This is a genomic window from Kribbella sp. NBC_00482 (genome assembly GCF_036013725.1).
Taxonomy (GTDB): Bacteria; Actinomycetota; Actinomycetes; order Propionibacteriales; family Kribbellaceae; genus Kribbella.
Map to the genome: position 1 here is coordinate 5,615,759 of NZ_CP107881.1, position 17,354 is coordinate 5,633,112.

A 17,354-nucleotide genomic window follows, 5' to 3' on the forward strand; every position below is an offset into this window, starting at 1 on the left:
ATCCTCGTGGTCAGCGGTCGGCGGAGACTGGATTCGCTACCGCGAAGCGGTAGATATCGAGCAGTTGCTCAACGTTCTGGTCGATCTGGTGGTGAGTCTCGTACGTCTTGCGGGCCTGCCGGCCGAGCCGGGTGTACCGATCGGGGTCTGCGTCGACGTCGCGCAGCAGCCTGCCCAGCGCGTCCGGGCTGCCCGGTTCGAACAGGGCACCGTCGACGCCGTCGGCGATCAGGCTCGGGAAAGATCCGTGGCCTGAAGCCAGCGGCGGTACGCCGGCAGCCATCGCCTCGACCACTACGAGACCGAACGTTTCCTCCCATTCCGATGGCAGCACCACTGCGCGGGACTCGCTGATCAGCTTGAAGACGTCAGGTTTGCTGATCAGCCCACGAAGTTCGACCGAGGGCCGGTCGGCGGCCCAGGAGGTCACCTCGTCGAGCATCGGCCCGCCACCGGCGATCACCAGCCGCAGCGCGTCGTCCCCCGCGGTCGCGCGATACGCGTCCCAGCCCTTCATCAGCAGCGGAGCGCCTTTGGCCGTGTCGAGCCGGCCGACGTACGTGACCTGACGCTGCCGGGCTCCGTCGAAAGGTCCGTCGTACGGCACGATGTTGTGCTTGACGAACGTCCGATCCGGGTCGAAGGCCATGCCCGCCATCAGCCGGCGCTGCGACTCGGAGATGAAGATGTACGCCGACACGAGTCCGCGCCAGCTGCCCCGATGACCGCGGGTGTTCAGCACGGTGGTCGCGGTCGCGAGCGCGGACCCGCGGTAGCAGCGGTGCACCACGCCGCTGACGGGGTTGCCGCCGGCGCAGTTGTGGCAGACCTTGCCGTCGCGGAAGAAGTCGCCGCTGGCGCAGAGCAGTTTGTAGTTGTGCAGCGTGATCACGGCCGGCACGGCGGCCCGGCGGCACGCGTACAGCACCGAAGGGCTGAGCAGCGGGAAGGTGTTGTGGATGTGGACCACGTCCGGCCGGTGCCGGAAGAGGTCGCGGGCGAGGTCGTACCGGCTGGCCCGGCTCCAGACCACCCGGGCAGGCAGCGTCGCCTTCTTCAGGGCCGGCCAGTCCTCGATATCGTCGCTGTTCCGCTCGAAGTGCCGAACGGAGTGACCCGCCGCGGTGAGCGCCTCGCTCTCCTGGTCGACGACCCGATTCTCGCCGCTGGGCGCGGTCGACCGGTAGCGGTTGTGCACCATCAGGATCTTCATGGCGGTCCTTCACGTGTTGATGTGGAGTACACCAGCGAGGCGGCCAGCGTCAGTTCCAGCAGGTACGGCGACGCCTCGCTGAGGCCGCTCTCGGTGAACGAGGCGACGACGCAGTAGGCAACGAGGAACAGGGCGAGAGCTCGATGCGGCCCTTGAGGCCGGAACCATGCCGCGGTCAGTACGAACACCACCAGCAGGACGGTGATCGTGCAGCCGACCAGGCCGACGTCGTAGTAGGTGCCGAGCCAGTTGCTGTCGATCGGCAGGCCGTTGAACGACTTGTTCGACAGGCCGAAGCCGAAGAAGGTTTCGAAGGTGGAGCGCGGCTGGGCCAGGATCGCGTCCCAGACCGCCTTCCGTCCGGTCAGGGCGCCGAGCTCCGCAGGATCCTGGCCGCGAGCAAGCCAGGTCGTCACCACTGAGCTGAGTGTGAGCGCGCCGAGCGTGAAGACGACCAGGCCGATCAGGAACGCCCGACGTACCCGCGTCCGCGCTGTGAACAGGCTGAGTCCGGCGATCGTCACACCGGCGACCATCGCGACCAGGGCTGTCCTGGTGTGGGTCAGCAGGATGACCGGAACACAGACCAGCACGCTGGCGAGAGCGACGCTCCGGCGGAGCAGGCCCGACATCCAGAGCACGATGGTCAGACCGATCGCCACTGCGGAGTAGTGCCCGACCTGGGTCGGCGGGATCGGCCAGAGGGCGCCGCCGAGTCGGTCGTCGGTCATGGCGAGACCGGGGGCGACGACCAGACCGAGGACGACGGACCCGACGATGGCCCACAGCACCATCAGGTGCGTACGGACCAGCAGCAGGTCCCGACGGGTCCACCAAGGCGTCAGCAGCCACAGCACCAGCGCGAACCCGCAGAGCCGGCCGGCGCGGAAGAGCGCGCCGAGCAGGAACTCCGCGCGGATGCTGGCCAGCAACGCCTCGATGGCCAGTGCCATCAGCAGTGCGACGTACACGCTGGGCCGGATACGGACCGGCCGGTTCACGGACAGGACCATCACCAGAGCGCCCACCAGCGCTCCCTGGGCGATGAGCTTGCCGACCGATCCCGGGATCGGCAGCAGATGCGGTGCGCCTGGGAAGAACGTCATGACGTTCAGCACCAGCAGGGCCCAGGTCAGCTGCACCCTCCGGCGGCGGCGGACCTCCGGGGCCACGACCTGCCGCGTCGGGCGAAGCCCGAGGCGCGTGGTCAGCTGATGACCGAGCCGCGTGGCGAGCATGGTCATCGGTTGAACATCTCGACGTCGACGGCCCGAGTCCTTCCGGACTCTGCCTCGGCGACGCCGACACTCTCATCCGTGCGGTCCGGACCGAGCACGATCGCGGTGGCGACCTCCAGTCCTGCGAGCCGGAGCATCTCACCGGTCGCCTGGATCGCTGTCGTGGTCGAACGGCCGGCGGTGACCAGGACGGCGGCGTGCGACGCCCATGTGGCAAGGTGGTCGGCGCCGAGCTCGGGGCTCAGATCGGCCAGGCTGAGCACCACATCGGCGACCTCCCAGGACGCGTCGAGTGCGACGTTGCCGTAGCCGGAAGGCCGGCTGTTGTCAGCCAGTCGTAGGTAGGCTCCCTCCGCAGGACCAGCGGCCGGGTCGGCCAGGTGAACGTCGATCCGCCGGCCGGGTTCGCTGAACCGCGACTCGTGCGTACCGGGTGTCTTGACCCCGAGCATCCGGGCCAGCCGGCCGGAGCTGGTCAGGTCGGCGACCAGGACATGCTTGCCGTCCTCCGCCAGCGACACCGCGAGTGAGGCCACCGCCAGGGCACAGGTGTGGATGTCATCGATGCCCACCACGGCGAGGGACGGCACCGGGCGTTCGCCCCAGAAGATGCGGTGGTCGAGATGCTGGACGACCAACTGGTTCTCCTGGCTCCGCAGCTGCGCGCTGTGGACAGCGGCCGGCCAGGGCAGCGGCCAGCGCGCCGGGCGGGTCGCGCTCAGCCGGATCCGCGCGCCGAGGGCATGGGCGATGTCCTGCCGCTTCCACAGCCGGTCCGAAATCAGCGCCCGCACGATGACGAACCCGATGCCCAGGAACAGCCCGGCGATCAGTCCGGTGCCCCCGTTGATCACGATCGTCCGCTTGGCCGAGACCGGCACCGGGGCGGCCACATCGAGAACCCGGCTGCTGTTCATCCGGGCGGCCTGGACCTGTTGGTCGAGCAACTGCTGTCGCACATACGTGTTCCGGTCGCGGGCTGCGCTGAGCCGGGCGCCCTCCACACTGTTCGGGCGCTTCATGTCGGCCGGATCGTCTCCGGTGGCACGAACCGCCTGCTCGGCGAGGGACAGATCGTTCTGCGCGGACGTCAGGTCTCGCTGCAGTGGCGCATCCTGCAGCGAGATCTGCTCCTTGCGGTAGATGAGGTACACCTGAGCGACGACCGTTGCCAGCCTCGTCGACTCGCCGTCGGTCTTTGCCTTGGCGGTGATCTCGAGTACTCGGTCGGTCGACGCGGACGCGCTGTACTGCTTGAGCAGATCGTCCTGCGTCACCGGCAGCTTCAGCCGCTCGATCACTCGCTGTGCGACTGTGTGCGTGGTGGCGAGGTTGACGTCGGTGGCCATCGCCTTCGTGGGGTCGTCCCCGTCGCGATGGGTCAGCAGCAGACGAGTCTGCGACGTGCTCGGTGCAGGCACGACGACAGTCGAGGCCAGGCCGCCGGCCAGGCCGACGAAGGCGACGACCAGCCAGATGCGCAGGTGCCTGCGCAGCGCGTCACGGATGAATCGAAAGGTGACCAGCGTGTCCGGCGGGAAGGCCGCCGACCTCTCGTTGTCGAAGAGGCCGTCGTCATCGGCCCAGACAGGCTCGCGGACATCCGGTTCGGTGTAGGGCTGGTTGCTCATTTGGTCCTCCGCGCCGTGCCTGTGAGCAGGGTGGGAAGTCGCGAGTTCGAGCGGCGCGTCGATTGCGAGACCCGGCCGATCGTGCGGTCCGTCGGGTCCGGATCGGTGACGACGAGGCCGTCGATGTTGAGGTCGTTCGCCGCTGCCGCAACCGCCAGCCGGGCGAGCTCTTCGGCTGTCACGACGCCGGACGAGAGGGCGACGACGGTGTTCGTGGTGTGCTCGCTGCCGTCCAGGCGTGGTGCGTCCCGGTCCACCACGACGAGATGGATGGTCAGTGCGGAGGAGCCGGCCGGCTCCTGATGGGCGTCGACCACGATCGAGGCAGGGAGTCCGATAGAGGTGGCAAGTGCTGCCAGCTGCGGACCGAGCGGAAGAGCCTTGTCGTCACCGGCGAAGGAGAGCACCGTCAACGTGACCGGCGGGCCGCCGCGAACGTCGAGTCCGAGGTGATGCAAGGTCTTGCGCAGACTCCACGCCTCGACTGCCGTCGGCGAGTAGTGCTCGAGCAGGTAGGCCCAGTCGGAGACGTCCGTCGCCTGGTACGACGAGACCGAGGCCAGCACCGGCAGACCGACGGCGTCCGCGATCTCGTCCCGCAGCCGCAGCCGCCGGTCACCGCGGGCCTTGGCCAGCACACCGACGGAGCCGACTGCGGCACCGATGAGCGCACCGAGCAGACCGAGGATCCCGAGATGGACGAGGATGTTGCCACCGCGCGCGGTGGTTGCCTGCTCCAGCACCCGGGCCCCCGTCTTCTTCCCCAGGTCACCGGGCAGGTTCTGATCGCTTGTCACGTAGACCAGATAGATGCCGGCAACAGCGTTCGCCAGCTGCATCGACTGCCGGGCCGTCTGGCCCTTCGCGTCGATCTTGATGACGTCCTGGGTGACGGCGGTGACCTTGACCCGGCCACGGACCTGGTCGGTCGTCAGCGTCGGGTCGAGGTTCTGGCCGGCACTCTTCAGCACCGGTTCGCTCTCCGCGATGAAGACCTGGGTGTCGATGCTCTGCGCTCCGGCAGAGGCGGCCTTCTCGGCATCGGTCGCAGGTGGCGGTGGCAGGACGACGAGCGAGGTGGCGGTATGCATGGCCGGCACAACGAGGCCGTACGCGATCCCACCGAGCAGGCCGAGCGCAGCCACGGCAGCCACGATCAGCCGATGTCTACGGATGGCGCGCCAGGACTTCTTCACGTCCAACTGCTGTGCGCTCACAGAGCCCCCTCCAAGCGAACGTCTCTTCGGTACCGAGTAATAGAGGGGCTGGGCGAGGTGCTGATACACCTCAGGAGCGGAAGCGGAAAGTACTGGTCGCGGGGGAGCCGGGGGCCAGGGCGCCCTCGCCGATCAGAGTGGTGCCGGGGACCTTGTGGCCGAATCGCGGTGAGTACCAGCCCAGCAACGGACTGTTGCTACCGCGGTGTGCAGTCCAGGTCAGCCCGGTCGGTAGTTCGACCTCTGCTGAGCCGGTTGGCCACTCCAGCACTCCAGTCGAGCCGTCCAGTTCCACGGCCACCTCAGGTCCAAGATGCCAGGCGATCCGTACGTCGGCTGCGGTGTCGAGGTGGTCCTCCACGCGCAGCACGCCGTGGTCCAGTACGGCGGTACGTCGATGCGTCACGGGAGCGTAGCCGTCGTGTTCGGCATCCCAGCTGCTCTCGTCGTGCCGGCGTACCGTGCCTGTCGCGCCGCGCAGCCAGAGAAACGGGCCGCCCCAGGTGGACTGTTCGGTGCGGGCTACCTCGACGGTGTTGTGGCCGATGGTGGAGCGGAAGTAGTCCCGCCACTCCTCCTCGCCGTGGTAGCAGTACGTACCGGGGTCGGCGAGGATGTCGACGCCGTCGACGCGCACCTCGAGCGAGAGCGCGTCCGAGTGGGCGTGTGCGGCGATGGAGAGGAAACCGTGCGGACCGGCGTCCGCACGACACCAGATCTCCGGACCAGTGTCCTGGCTCCGCAGAATGGTCAGTCCGGCGTCCCGGAAGTGGTCCGGTCGTTTGGCCGGCCGGTCCGGTTGCTGGGCATTGACCAGCGAGCCGACGATGACCGACGTCGCTGTCGGCGGGATGTCCGGCCACCACGGCGCAGGGCCGACCACGGCCGCGCCGAGGGACAGGTACGCCGACCAGTTGCTGATGTCCGGCGGGTCGAGGACGAGTGCCATGCCTTCGTCGTCGTCACCTTGGCGTGGCGGGCGCAGGGTCGTGTCGACGATCGCTGCGGCCACGTCGACGGTGCGGGTCAGGAGGGCCCACGTCTGCGGGCTGAGCGGATGGCCGGCGAGGTCTGCCTCCAGAGCGGCGTACAGACCGAGCTCGGAGACGAAGCGGTGGTAGTCGGTGGCCAGCTCGCGGTTGACCCCGGACGGGAACGTGTTGGCCTCGAGTTCCTTCTCCAGCAGGGCTGCGGCGTCGGCGCGCCAGTGAGCGCTCTTGGTGAACCAGGGGAACGCGCAGGCGCCGACGAGCTGGCCGGCCGCTTCTGCGATCACATGGTTGTTGGCCGAGGAGCCGTGGCTGCGGAACGCGGCGAGATAGCGCTGGTGCCAGTAGATCTGCTGGAGCGCCAATTCGTTGTGCTCGAACAGGTCGGTGATCTCGGGCCAGTCGTTCAACAGGCGGCGGATCCACGTCCAGCTGATCAGGCGCAGGCCGAGCTCGATGCCGCTCGCCCAGTGCACGCCGGACAGGAACGGGTTCGTACGCCACCAGTCGTTGAGGTGGTCGGCGACGCGTTCGGCGTACTGGTCGTCATGGGTCAGGTACCACGCTGCGGCCAGCTGGGTGAGGTGGTGGTGACGGGACAGCTCCCACACCTGCTTGATGTTGCCGACCGCTTCTTCGTTGCGGTGGTTCAGTTTGAAGACGTACTGCGTCGGGTCGGACCGGCGGCCCGTGGCCGGGTCGCGGAACCAGTCCGGTGCGCGGAGGTCCGTGCGCTCGACGCCGAGGACCTCGAGGTTCCCGGCCAGAATGGCGTCGGCGGTCTCGATCACCGCCTTGCGGGCTTCCTCCGGTACGGCGCACGCGGTTTTCGGCGGGAGCGTCGTACCGAAGGTCAGATCTTTGCGGAGCGGGAGGTGGACCGCCGCGTCCTGCCCGGGCCTGACCTGCTGGTAGGCCCAGGCAGTACGGCGTCCGGCGTCGCGGGTTCGCCAGATGAGTTCTGTGGGGGACATCCGGCGGAGGCGGCGGACGTACCAGCCCAAAGGCTGGCGGCTCACACTTGCTCCGGTTTACCACTTGCGAGACTGCGGTCGACGGCGATCGTCGCCCGGGTCGTGGCGACCAGCGCGTCGAACGGGATCGGCATCGGGCCACCGGACTTCACGGCGGCGACGAAGCGTTCGAGTTCGGTGCGCTGGCCCTTGTCGGTACTGCGGGACTTGCGGGTGGACGGTTTGCGTCCGGTCCAGAGTGAGGCGCTCTGGAAGTTGTCGAACCGGGCGTTCCGGCCGGCCCCGGTGATGTCGATCGTCTCCTTCGGGAAGCGCGAGTTGCCGCCGCCGACGTAGCTGATCGTGCCGACGGAGCCGTTCGCGAACCGGAGCGTGACGACGACATCGCCGGTGTCAGGTCCGGGTACGGCGTACACCTCGGTCGGGAGACTGTTCAGCCACCAGGTCAGCGTGTCGATGAAGTGGCCGCCCTCGCCGGCGAATCGAGTACCTTCCTTGCCGGCGTCGAGGTACCAGCTGGTGGAGTCGAGCTTGCCGGCGTTCACCAGGTAACGCAGCGAGAAGCCGCCGCCCGGGTGCCCGAAGCGGTCCTTCAGGTCGGTCAGCAACGGCGCGAACCGGCGATTGAACCCGACCATCAGCCGATCGTTGCCGGTGGCATCCACCGTGGCGACGATCCGGTCCAGCTCCTCGTCGGTGAGCGCCAGCGGCTTCTCGACGAAGACGGCCTTCCCGCTCTCCAGCGCCCGGCAGGCCAGCTCCGCGTGCGAACTGTGCCGGGTCACCACGAACACGGCATCGAGACTCGCGTCCGCCAGCACCTCGTCGGAGCTGGTGGACACCGACTCGAACCCGAACCGCCGCTGGGCGTTGGCCGCCGAGAGCGACTTGTTGGTGGCCACCCGCGCCAGCACAGCCCGCCCGTCCTTCTGCAGGTGCGGCAGCAACATGCTCGACGCGTAGTTCCCGGCCCCGATGAATCCCATGCGCACGCCGCCACTCGTGGGTGCGGCAGGACGTGCCGCGGGTGTTGCCGTCGGCGGTGCTGTTGCCTGCGGTACGTCGGGGTACTCGAACAGGAACCCGACGCCTGGATAGGCGCCGCTGCTGAGCTTCTGGTAGACCTCGGTGGCGTCCGCGATCGGGAACGTGCTGGCGATCAGGGAGCCGATGTCGATCTGTTCGCGGGCGATCAGGTCGACGAAGCACTCGAGGTTGCGGCGTTCGGTCCAGCGGACATAGCCGGCCGGGTAGTCGATGCCCTGGAGCTCGTAGCGGTCGTCGTACCGGCCGGGGCCGTAGGACCGCGAGAACCGGACGTCCAGTTCCTTCTCGTAGTACGCGTTCCAGGGCAGGTCCAACCTCGTCTTGCCGATGTCGACGACGCGGGCGCGGTCGCGGGCGAGGCGAGCGGCCGTCTCGACCGGACCGTTCGAGTGACCGCCGGCGGTCAACAGGATGCGGTCGGCGCCCAGACCGTTCGACACCTCCAGCAGTGCTCGCTCGAGCGACGCGACCCCTGCCTCGTCAGCCGACGAGCAGTGCAGCGCCCCGGCCTTCTCGGCCATCCGGCACCGATCGTCGACCGTGTCGATCCCGAACACCCGGACCCCAGCGGCCACCAGCAGCCGCACGACCAGCTGCCCGACGAGCCCGAGCCCGATCACCACAGCGGTGTCACCGAGCTGTACTTCGGCCTGCCGCACGCCCTGCATCGCGATCGCACCGACGGTGGAGAACGCGGCCTGCTCAGCCGGTACGCCGTCCGGCACCGGCACGCACAGGTTCAACGGCACCCAGTTGTACTCCGCATGCAGCGCGAACTCGTTCCCCGCCGCGGCGACCAACTGCCCGACGCTGAACTCCTCGGCGCCGGCGCCCACCTCGACGACCACACCACACAGCGAGTACCCGAGCGGCGTGTACGAGTCGAGCTTGTTCATCACCTTCTTGTAGGTGTTGAGCGCGCCTTGCTGCGCAACGGAGTCCAGCACCTTCCGCACCTGGTCCGGCCGGGCCTTCGCCTTGCCGACGAGGGACAGCTTGGCCTCGCCGACTTTCATCAGCTCGGTGCCGGTGGAGATCAGCGAGTAGAGCGAACGAACCAGCACGCCACCCGGCGCACAGGCCGGCGGCGGTACGTCGAGAACCGCCAGCTCGCCGGACTTGTAGTTCTGCGCAACCTGCTTCATAGCCGTCCTTCGCGAAAGTGTCAGAGAGAGGTGATCGTTACGCCGAGGGACCGCATGTGCCGGGTCCAGGTCTCCAGCGTCAGCAACTGCCAGATCTGCTTTGAGTAGTCCTCGCGCCCGGCCCGCTCGTCGTCGACCAGCTTCTGTACGGCGGCCCGCTGCAGGAACCCGCTTCCGACGAGTTCACCGCGCAGCAGCGTGTCGTCGACCAGTTCGCGCAGGTCGTTCCGGATCCACGCGCGCAAGGGCGCGCTGAACGACGCCTTCGGCCGGTAGATGATCTCCTTCGGCAGCCACGCCTCGGCCGCCTGCTTCAACGCGAGCTTGCTGACCCGGCGGTGGATCTTCTCGCTGCCCGGGATCGAGAACGCCGCGCGAGCGACGATCGGGTCCACGAACGGCGTCCGGACCTCGGTCGACGCCGCCATGCTGGACCGGTCCGTGTACGCGAGGTTCAGGCCCGGCAGGAACATCCGCGAGTCCGCGAGGCACATCCGGTTCACGTGGTCGGTGAGCGTCGTGTCGTGGTAGATGTCGCTGTGCTCGGCGAGCAGCTTTCCGACGTACGGGTCCAGGTCCGGACTGATCAGACCGGTCAGTTGGTTCTCGTCGTACATCGTGTAGCTGCGCCGGAACGCCTCCTCCTCCGGCAGGTTCGAGAACGTCTCGAACCGCTTGGCCCAGCGCGCGTACCGCAGGCCGCGACCGTTCACAGTCACCGGCAGCCGTCGTACGGCGGGCCCGATCAGACCGTTCCGCAGTACGCCGGGGAGCCGCTGGTACTGCGCTCCCATCACGCAGGCGAGGTGCTTGCGGTACCCGCCGAACAGCTCGTCGGCGCCCATCCCGGACAGCAGGACCTTCACGCCGGCGTCGCGGGCGGTGTCGCACATCAGCAGCGTGTTGATCGCGGCCGGGTCGCCGATCGGCTCGTCCAGAATGTCAACGATCCGCGGCAGCAACTCGACGACATCGGGCGCGATCTCGATCTCGTGCAGGTCGATCCCGAACTGCTGCGCCACCTTGCGGGCGTAGATCGCGTCGTCCGGCATCGCCTCGAGCTTCTGGTCCTCGGCGCGGAACGTGATCGTGTACGAGTCGACCCCGGGATCCATCTGCTTCGCCAGCACGGTGACGAGGCTGGAGTCCAGGCCGCCGCTGAGGAACGTCGAGACCGGCACATCGGCGACCATGTGGGCGGCGACCGACTCCTCGATGACCTGGCGCAGGTCGGCGGGGGGACCGGCAGCGGCCTCGCTGGCGACGTCGGTCACCCGCCAGTACGTCTCGTGCCGGCTGCCGCCGTCCGGCCGGAACTCCGCCCACGAACCCGGCGGCAGCTTCTCGACGCCGTCGATCGCGCAGCGCTGTTCGGGCAGCCAGTAGTACAGCATCGACGCGATCAGCGCGCCTGGTTCGGTGCGCAGCTCGGAGCCGACCGCGGTGACGATGGCCTTGAGCTCGGACGCGAAGATCACGCCGCCTTCACGGCGGAGGAAGTACAGCGGCTTGATGCCGAGCGGGTCGCGGGCCAGGTACATGCTGCCGCTGTCCTCGTCCAGCATCGCGAACGCGAACATCCCGCGGAAACGCTTGAGCGCGTCCGGCCCCCAGCGGCGCCAGGCCTCCAGCACGACCTCGGTGTCGCCGTTGGTCCGGAAGTGCACACCCGACTTGGAGAGCTCGGCCCGGAGCTCCTTGTAGTTGTAGAGCTCGCCGTTGTAGCAGATCGTCAGACCGCGCTTGCTGAACGGCTGGTCGGCGGCCGACGACAGGTCGATGATCGACAATCTGCGGTGCGCCAGGAAAGCACGGACGTCACCCTCGTCGAACGCGTACAACCGATCGGCGTCCGGGCCGCGATGGGCGATCCGGTCGCTCATCGCCTCCGCGAGCGCGAAGCCGTCGCGCTGCTGGTAGCAGCCGGCGATGCCGCACACCGTCAGGACCCCGTCGCGTTGCGGATACCGGCGACGGCGCCGAAGTGGCTGATGTGCCCGGTGAGCTGGTCGTACACCTCGAGGTACGCCTTCTGCTGGTGCTTCCACGCCAGCACCTGCTCGACGCGTTCGCGGCCGAGTTTCGCCATCCGGCGCCGGCGGACCTGGTCGTCGATCAGATCGACGATCGCGTCGCCGTACTGCGCCACGTCGTTCGGCTCGACATACACCGCGGCGTCCGCGGCCGAGACCTTGGTCTCGACCAGGTCGAAGGCGACGACGGGAAGCTCGAACGCCATGTACTCCATGGTCTTGTTCATCGTCGACACGTCGTTGAGCGGGTTCTTCGGGTCCGGCGACAGGCCGAGGTCCGCGGTCGACATCACCGCGCGGACGGTCTCGTCGGGTACCCGGCCGGTGAACTCGATGTACTCCGTGAGGCCGAGCTCGTCGCGCAACGCGACCACCTCGTCGAACGAGTCACCGCCACCCATCAGCGTGAACGCGATGTCGGTCCGGCCGATCTTGTTGACGATGTGGTCGGCCGCGCGGACGACGATGTCGACGCCGTCCTGCGGGCCCATCACGCCGATGTAGGTGACCAGGTAGCGGTGGCCGCGGCGCAGCGTTTCGTCCATGGCGGCCGGATCGCGCTGCAGCTTGTCAGGGTCCGGCCCGGTGCGGACCACGGTGACGTCCTGATTCGCCTTGCCGCTGCGCGTGATCGCGATCCGGCGGTACGAGTCGTTCGTCGAGATGACGTGGTCGGCCTTGCGGTGCGTCATCCGCTCGAGGAAGCGCAGTCCCTTGTACGGAAGGCTCGTCGTGCCGCCGAACCGGGACTGGAACAGCTCCGGGCACAGGTCGTGGTGGTCGAACACGAACCGGGTGCCGTCGAGGCGGCGCAGCAGCATCGCGATCGGCCAGAAGATGTCCGGCGGGTTGCAGGCCTGCAGGACCTTGAACTTGCCGGCCTTGCGGGCCCGGAAGACCAGACGGAGCGTGGCCAGGAACGAGTACGCGTACTCCCAGACGAAGCTGACCTTGCTGCCGCCCGGCGCGTACGCCTTGTACTTGTGCACGGTCACCCCGTCGATGACTTCGTACGACGGATCGTCCGGACCCTTCGGGCAGACCACCGTGACGTCGTACCCCGCCGCCACCAGCGCCTGGCACTCCAGCCAGACGCGACGGTCGAACGGCACCCACAGGTTCTGGATGATGATCAGGACGCGCGGACCGCTCACCAGCCCACTCCTTCGTATCCAGGCAGCGCCTCGACGTCGGCGCCGAGCCGGCCGCTCAGGTCGATGGTTCGCGCCGGCGGTGTTCTGAGCAGCGCCTCCACAGCGGGCTTGTCGGTCGCCGCGACGATCGCCAGGTCGGCCCCGGCCAGCGCCGCGTCGGGATCGTCGGTGAGGACCCGCTGGAGGTGCGGGAGCTTGGAGGTGACGTGGCGCAGGTTCGCGCCGACCAAGCGGCCCGGGTTCACGATCGCGTCGTAGATCCGCAGGTTGTAGCCCTTGCCGATCAGCCGTTCGGCGAGCTCGACGTTCGGGCTCTCGCGGAGGTCGTCGGTGGCGTGCTTGAAGCTCAGGCCGAGCAGCGCGATCTCGCGGCCGGGGCCGGCGATCACGCGGTCGACGACGTCGCGGACGCTCCGCTCGTTGGTGGCCAGCGTGCCGGCCAGCAGCGGGAGCTCGGTGTCGTTGAGCCGCGCCAGGTGCAGGACGCTGCGCAGGTCCTTCGGGAGGCAGGACCCGCCGAAGGCGAACCCGGGCTTCAGGTAGTACGGCGAGATGTTCAGGCTGGTGTCCTGGACGAAGATCTTCATCACCTCGCGCGAGTCCACGTCGAAGTGCCGGAAGATCCGCCCCATCTCGTTCGCGAACGAGACCTTGGTGGCGTGGAACGCGTTGCAGGCGTACTTGAGTGCCTCCGCCGTACGAACGTCGACAATCTGCACGTCGACACCGAGGAACGAGAAGAGGTCGGTCAGAGCGGTACCGACCTTGGGTTCGCGGGTGCCGACCACGACGAACGGCGGCTCGTAGAAGTCGGCGAGGCCGGTTCCCTCGCGCAGGAACTCAGGGCACATCGCCGTACCGAACGTGAGACCGTCCGGCGGTGGTACGTCGGCCAGGACTTGGGCGACCACCTCGTCGACGGTGCCCGGCGGGACCGTGCTGCGAATGACGATGCTGTGAAAACCCGATTCCGGCCGGACGACGACCCGCGCGGCCTCGGCGATGTCACGCACCGCGCGCTTGATGTAGGTGAGATCGGTACTGCCCGCCTGCGTCGACGGCGTGCCGACACAGATCAGCGAGACATCGGCCCGCTCGAGCGCGAGCCGCGGATCGGTGGTCGCGTGCAACCGTGCCGACGTGGCACCCGCCGCGACCAGCTCGTCCAGCCCCGGCTCGACGACCGGGCTGTGACCCTGGGCGATCGGATCGACCTTCGCCGTGTCGACGTCCACCCCCCAGACCTCGTGCCCGGCCGCTGCCAGACATGCCGCCGTCACCGACCCCACGTATCCCAAGCCGAATACGGCTACCTTCATAACGCCCCCCACAGGCTCATGACGCGGTTTCCTCCGCGTCCCCACAGCGCCCATGAGAGCGCCGTCCCCTCCCCGCTGATACATGCCGGTGAAAATCTCGGAGGGGAATTTGTGCTCAGCGCTTGCTGAGCAGGTAGTACGCGTAGCGCTCGTCCAGCGAGTTGTGCGGGACCAGGTAGCACGCCTCGGGCTGGAAGCCGAGGTCGGTCGCCTGCGTCCAGAAGGTGTCGATGGGATACGACGTCATGCCGGAGGCGCGGGAGCCGCGGTAGCGGTGGCGGCGTGAGGCGGTCCGCCAATTGGCGGTCTGGTACTTCGTCTGCACGAACGCGACCCCGCCGGCCTTCAGGCGATCATGGGCGATCTGCATGACCCGCAGTCCGTACTCGGGACTGGGCACCAGCTCGAGGACGTACAAACAGAGGAAGACGTCGACGTCCCCGATCTGCCCGGCGGCAGCTTCGGGGTTGCTCATGTCGGCGAGGATCGGGGTGAATTTCGTCGTGGGCACCGCCGCCAACTGGCGCCCGCACTCGTCCAGCGTCTGCGGGTTGACGTCCACCCCGACGAACTCGTCGCAGTGCGGTGCGAACGCGAGCGCGTTCGCGCCGCCGCCGCAGCCCCACTCGACGATCCGCGAGTACCGCTCGTCGGCGCCCCGCACCTGCTCCAGGTGCTGGAACAGGTCCCAGTGTTCCCGACCGACCGCCGTCCAGTCCGTCGTCTGGAACACCCCGGCGTCCCGGAAATGCGAGAATCCGCGCCAGGTCGGCTCCGCCGTACCGTCGACCCAGTACGTTTTCGCGTCGTCGACGAGCCGCTCCTGCGAGTGGCCGAACCCCAGCCGTACCGTCGCCCGGTCTATTGCTTGGACTACCAAGCTCTTCGCTTCCGCGACCAGGTTCTTCTTGTCAGCTAGTGCGTACACACCGTCATCTCCCAGAGCCGTAGGGCTTAACCGGGGCGGTGGACACCGAAGAGAGCACCGAGCACTGCCGTTTGATACCCGAAATTGCGTGTATCAAGACCCATCCCCGCGGATCTGTATGGGCGACAGAGGCTGCACAGGGGTGAGGGGAAGCCGGATGAGGGTTCTGGTCAGCGGGGATCGCGGTTATATCGGGGCGGTGATGGTGCCGTTCCTGCGAGCTGCGGGGCATCAAGTGGACGGGCTGGACACCGGGCTGTACGAGGGGTGCGACCTCTTGGGCGGGCCGGAACCGATCGGAGCGCGCACACCGCGTGACATGCGGGACGTGACGGCGGGGGAGTTGACGGGGTACGACGCGGTGGTCTGTCTGGCCGCGTTGTCGAACGATCCGCTCGGGCACCTCAACCGCGACGCCACGTACTCGGTCAACCTCGAAGGGACACTGAACCTCGCCCGCGCGGCGAAGGACGCCGGTGTCGGACGGTTCCTGTTCGCGTCGTCCTGCAGCCTGTACGGCGCCGCAGGGTCGGAGGCGGTCGCCGAGGACGCCGAGATGTTCCCGGTCACGCCGTACGGCGAGACGAAGGCGCTCGCGGAGCAGGAGCTGTCCAAGCTCGCCGACGACACGTTCAGCCCGACGTACCTACGGAACGCGACCGCGTACGGCGCCTCGACGCGGCTGCGGCTCGACATCGTCGTCAACAACCTGACCGCGATCGCGCTGACGTCCGGCAAGGTCCGCCTGGAGAGCGACGGCACGCCGTGGCGGCCGCTGGTCCACATCGAGGACATCAGCCGCGCGTTCCTGACGGTGCTCGAGTCGCCGCGGGAGACGATCCACGACGAGGCGTTCAACGTCGGCCGCTCCGAGGACGTGGTCCAGGTCCGCGACATCGCCGAGATGGTCCGCGAGGCGGTCCCGGGGTCGACCCTGTCGATCGCCGACGGCGCCGGCCCGGACCTGCGCAACTACAAGGTCGACTTCAGCAAGCTCAACGACACGTTCCCGGACCTGAGGCTCGCGTGGACGGTCCGCAAGGGCGTCGACGAGCTGTACGACGCCTACCGGCGGCACGGCCTCACGCTCGACGACTTCAACTCGGCGCAGTTCGTCCGGCTGCGCCGCATCCAGCAACTGCTCGGCGCCGGCCTGGTCGACGACCAGCTGCGCCGCCAGACCGACGAGCAGTTTCCCGGCCCGAAGGAGATGAACTGATGACCGACTCGGTCGCCTGCCGCCTCTGCGGCGAACCGCTGACGCGGACGTTCGTCGACCTCGGCATGTCGCCGCCGTGCGAGAGCTTCCTGCGCGCCGACCAGATCGACAGCGGTGAGACGTTCTACCCGCTGAACGTCCGGATCTGCGACAACTGCCTGCTGGTCCAGCTCCCGGCGTACGTCGCCGCCGACGACGTCTTCAGCGACTACCTGTACTTCTCGTCGTACTCGACCAGCTGGGTGGAGCACGCCCGCCGGTTCGTCGTCGATATGCAGGAGCGTCTCGACCTCGGCGCGGAGAGCCTGATCGTCGAGGCCGCGAGCAACGACGGCTACCTGCTGCAGCACGCCGTCGCCGAAGGCATCCCGGTGCTGGGGATCGAGCCGGCCGCGAACATCGCGAAGATCGCGAACGAGAAGGGCATCCGCACCGAGAGCTACTTCCTCGGCGAGGCGACCGGCACCGACGCGGCCGCGCGGCACGGCCAGGCGGACCTTGTGGTCGGCAACAACGTGTTCGCGCACGTCCCGGACATCATCGACTTCGCCAAGGGCCTGCGCGCGCTGGTGAAGGACGACGGTCTGGTGTCGCTGGAGTTCCCGCACCTGCTCCGGCTGATCGAGAACCGCCAGTACGACACGATCTACCACGAGCACTACTCGTACCTGAGCCTCAAGACCGCGGCAGATGCGCTCGCCAGAGCCGGCCTGACGGTCGTCGACGTCCAGGAACTGCAGAGTCACGGCGGCTCGCTCCGGCTGTTCAGCACGCCGACCGAGACCGCGGGGGAGCCCACCGAGCTGGTCGGCAAGGTGCTGCAGGACGAGGAGGACGCCGGCCTGCACAGCGTCGAGGGCCACCTGGGCTTCGCGGCCGAGGTGTTCAAGATCAAGTCCGATCTGCTCGAGTTCCTGATCCAGGCCCAGCGCGACGGCAAGTTCGTTGCCGGGTACGGCGCTCCCGGCAAGGGCAACACGCTGCTCAACCACTGCGGCATCCGCGAGGACCTGCTGCCGTACACGGTCGACCGCAGCCCGCACAAGCACGGGATGTTCCTGCCCGGCACGCACATCCCGATCCACGCCCCGGAGCGCCTGGCCGAGACGCGCCCCGACTACATCGTGATCCTGCCGTGGAACCTGCGCACGGAGATCGTCCACCAGCTCGGCTACGCACGGGAGTGGGGCGCGAAGTTCGTCGTACCCATCCCGCGCCTCGAAGTGATCTGAACGCAGTGGGGGGAA

12 protein-coding genes are annotated in these 17,354 nt (G+C 68.2%); 2 read left to right on the plus strand and 10 right to left on the minus strand.

All coding sequences use genetic code 11. The features are described from left to right. Positions 1-10: 10 nt before the first annotated feature. The 10 genes from OHB24_RS27440 to OHB24_RS27485 all read right to left on the minus strand — a co-directional run bounded on the left by OHB24_RS27440 (position 11) and on the right by OHB24_RS27485 (position 14,888). Complete coding sequence (locus OHB24_RS27440; protein WP_327633727.1) at positions 11-1,213, minus strand: glycosyltransferase; 1,203 nt, start codon at positions 1,211-1,213, stop codon at positions 11-13. Continuing rightward, on the minus strand, positions 1,210-2,457 hold the full coding sequence (locus OHB24_RS27445; protein WP_327633728.1) for an O-antigen ligase family protein: 1,248 nt from the start codon (positions 2,455-2,457) through the stop codon (positions 1,210-1,212). The genes OHB24_RS27440 and OHB24_RS27445 overlap by 4 nt, the downstream gene beginning before the upstream one ends. Then, positions 2,454-4,082, minus strand: coding sequence for a hypothetical protein (locus OHB24_RS27450; RefSeq protein WP_327633729.1), 1,629 nt, complete (start codon positions 4,080-4,082; stop codon positions 2,454-2,456). Before OHB24_RS27450 ends, OHB24_RS27445 begins: the two co-directional genes overlap by 4 nt. After that, complete coding sequence (locus OHB24_RS27455; RefSeq protein WP_327633730.1) at positions 4,079-5,299, minus strand: Wzz/FepE/Etk N-terminal domain-containing protein; 1,221 nt, start codon at positions 5,297-5,299, stop codon at positions 4,079-4,081. Before OHB24_RS27455 ends, OHB24_RS27450 begins: the two co-directional genes overlap by 4 nt. 70 nt (positions 5,300-5,369) lie before the next feature. Then, positions 5,370-7,307: a heparinase II/III family protein gene (locus OHB24_RS27460; RefSeq protein ID WP_327633731.1), complete on the minus strand. Its 1,938-nt coding sequence runs from the start codon at positions 7,305-7,307 to the stop codon at positions 5,370-5,372. Further along, entirely contained in the window at positions 7,304-9,454 is a 2,151-nt protein-coding gene (locus OHB24_RS27465) for a bi-domain-containing oxidoreductase (protein WP_327633732.1), read from the minus strand. The genes OHB24_RS27460 and OHB24_RS27465 overlap by 4 nt, the downstream gene beginning before the upstream one ends. 20 nt (positions 9,455-9,474) lie before the next feature. Further along, a complete protein-coding gene (gene asnB, locus OHB24_RS27470) occupies positions 9,475-11,394 on the minus strand; it encodes an asparagine synthase (glutamine-hydrolyzing) (RefSeq protein WP_327633733.1) in 1,920 nt (639 codons plus the stop codon). A gap of 2 nt (positions 11,395-11,396) precedes the next feature. Beyond that, entirely contained in the window at positions 11,397-12,641 is a 1,245-nt protein-coding gene (locus OHB24_RS27475) for a glycosyltransferase family 4 protein (protein WP_327633734.1), read from the minus strand. Beyond that, complete coding sequence (locus OHB24_RS27480; RefSeq protein ID WP_327633735.1) at positions 12,638-13,960, minus strand: nucleotide sugar dehydrogenase; 1,323 nt, start codon at positions 13,958-13,960, stop codon at positions 12,638-12,640. Before OHB24_RS27480 ends, OHB24_RS27475 begins: the two co-directional genes overlap by 4 nt. 115 nt (positions 13,961-14,075) lie before the next feature. Continuing rightward, positions 14,076-14,888 (minus strand): class I SAM-dependent methyltransferase, encoded by an 813-nt coding sequence (locus OHB24_RS27485; RefSeq protein WP_327633736.1) that lies wholly within the window; start codon positions 14,886-14,888, stop codon positions 14,076-14,078. A 157-nt stretch (positions 14,889-15,045) separates the two neighbouring features. On the opposite strand from OHB24_RS27485, the gene OHB24_RS27490 reads away from it, so the two are divergent. Both OHB24_RS27490 and OHB24_RS27495 read left to right on the plus strand, forming a co-directional pair. Next, a complete protein-coding gene (locus OHB24_RS27490) occupies positions 15,046-16,107 on the plus strand; it encodes an NAD-dependent epimerase/dehydratase family protein (RefSeq protein WP_327633737.1) in 1,062 nt (353 codons plus the stop codon). Further along, positions 16,107-17,339 carry a class I SAM-dependent methyltransferase gene (locus OHB24_RS27495; protein ID WP_327633738.1) on the plus strand — a complete coding sequence of 411 codons (1,233 nt, stop codon included), beginning with the start codon at positions 16,107-16,109 and terminating at the stop codon, positions 17,337-17,339. The genes OHB24_RS27490 and OHB24_RS27495 overlap by 1 nt, the downstream gene beginning before the upstream one ends. The last annotated feature ends 15 nt before the right edge of the window (positions 17,340-17,354 follow it).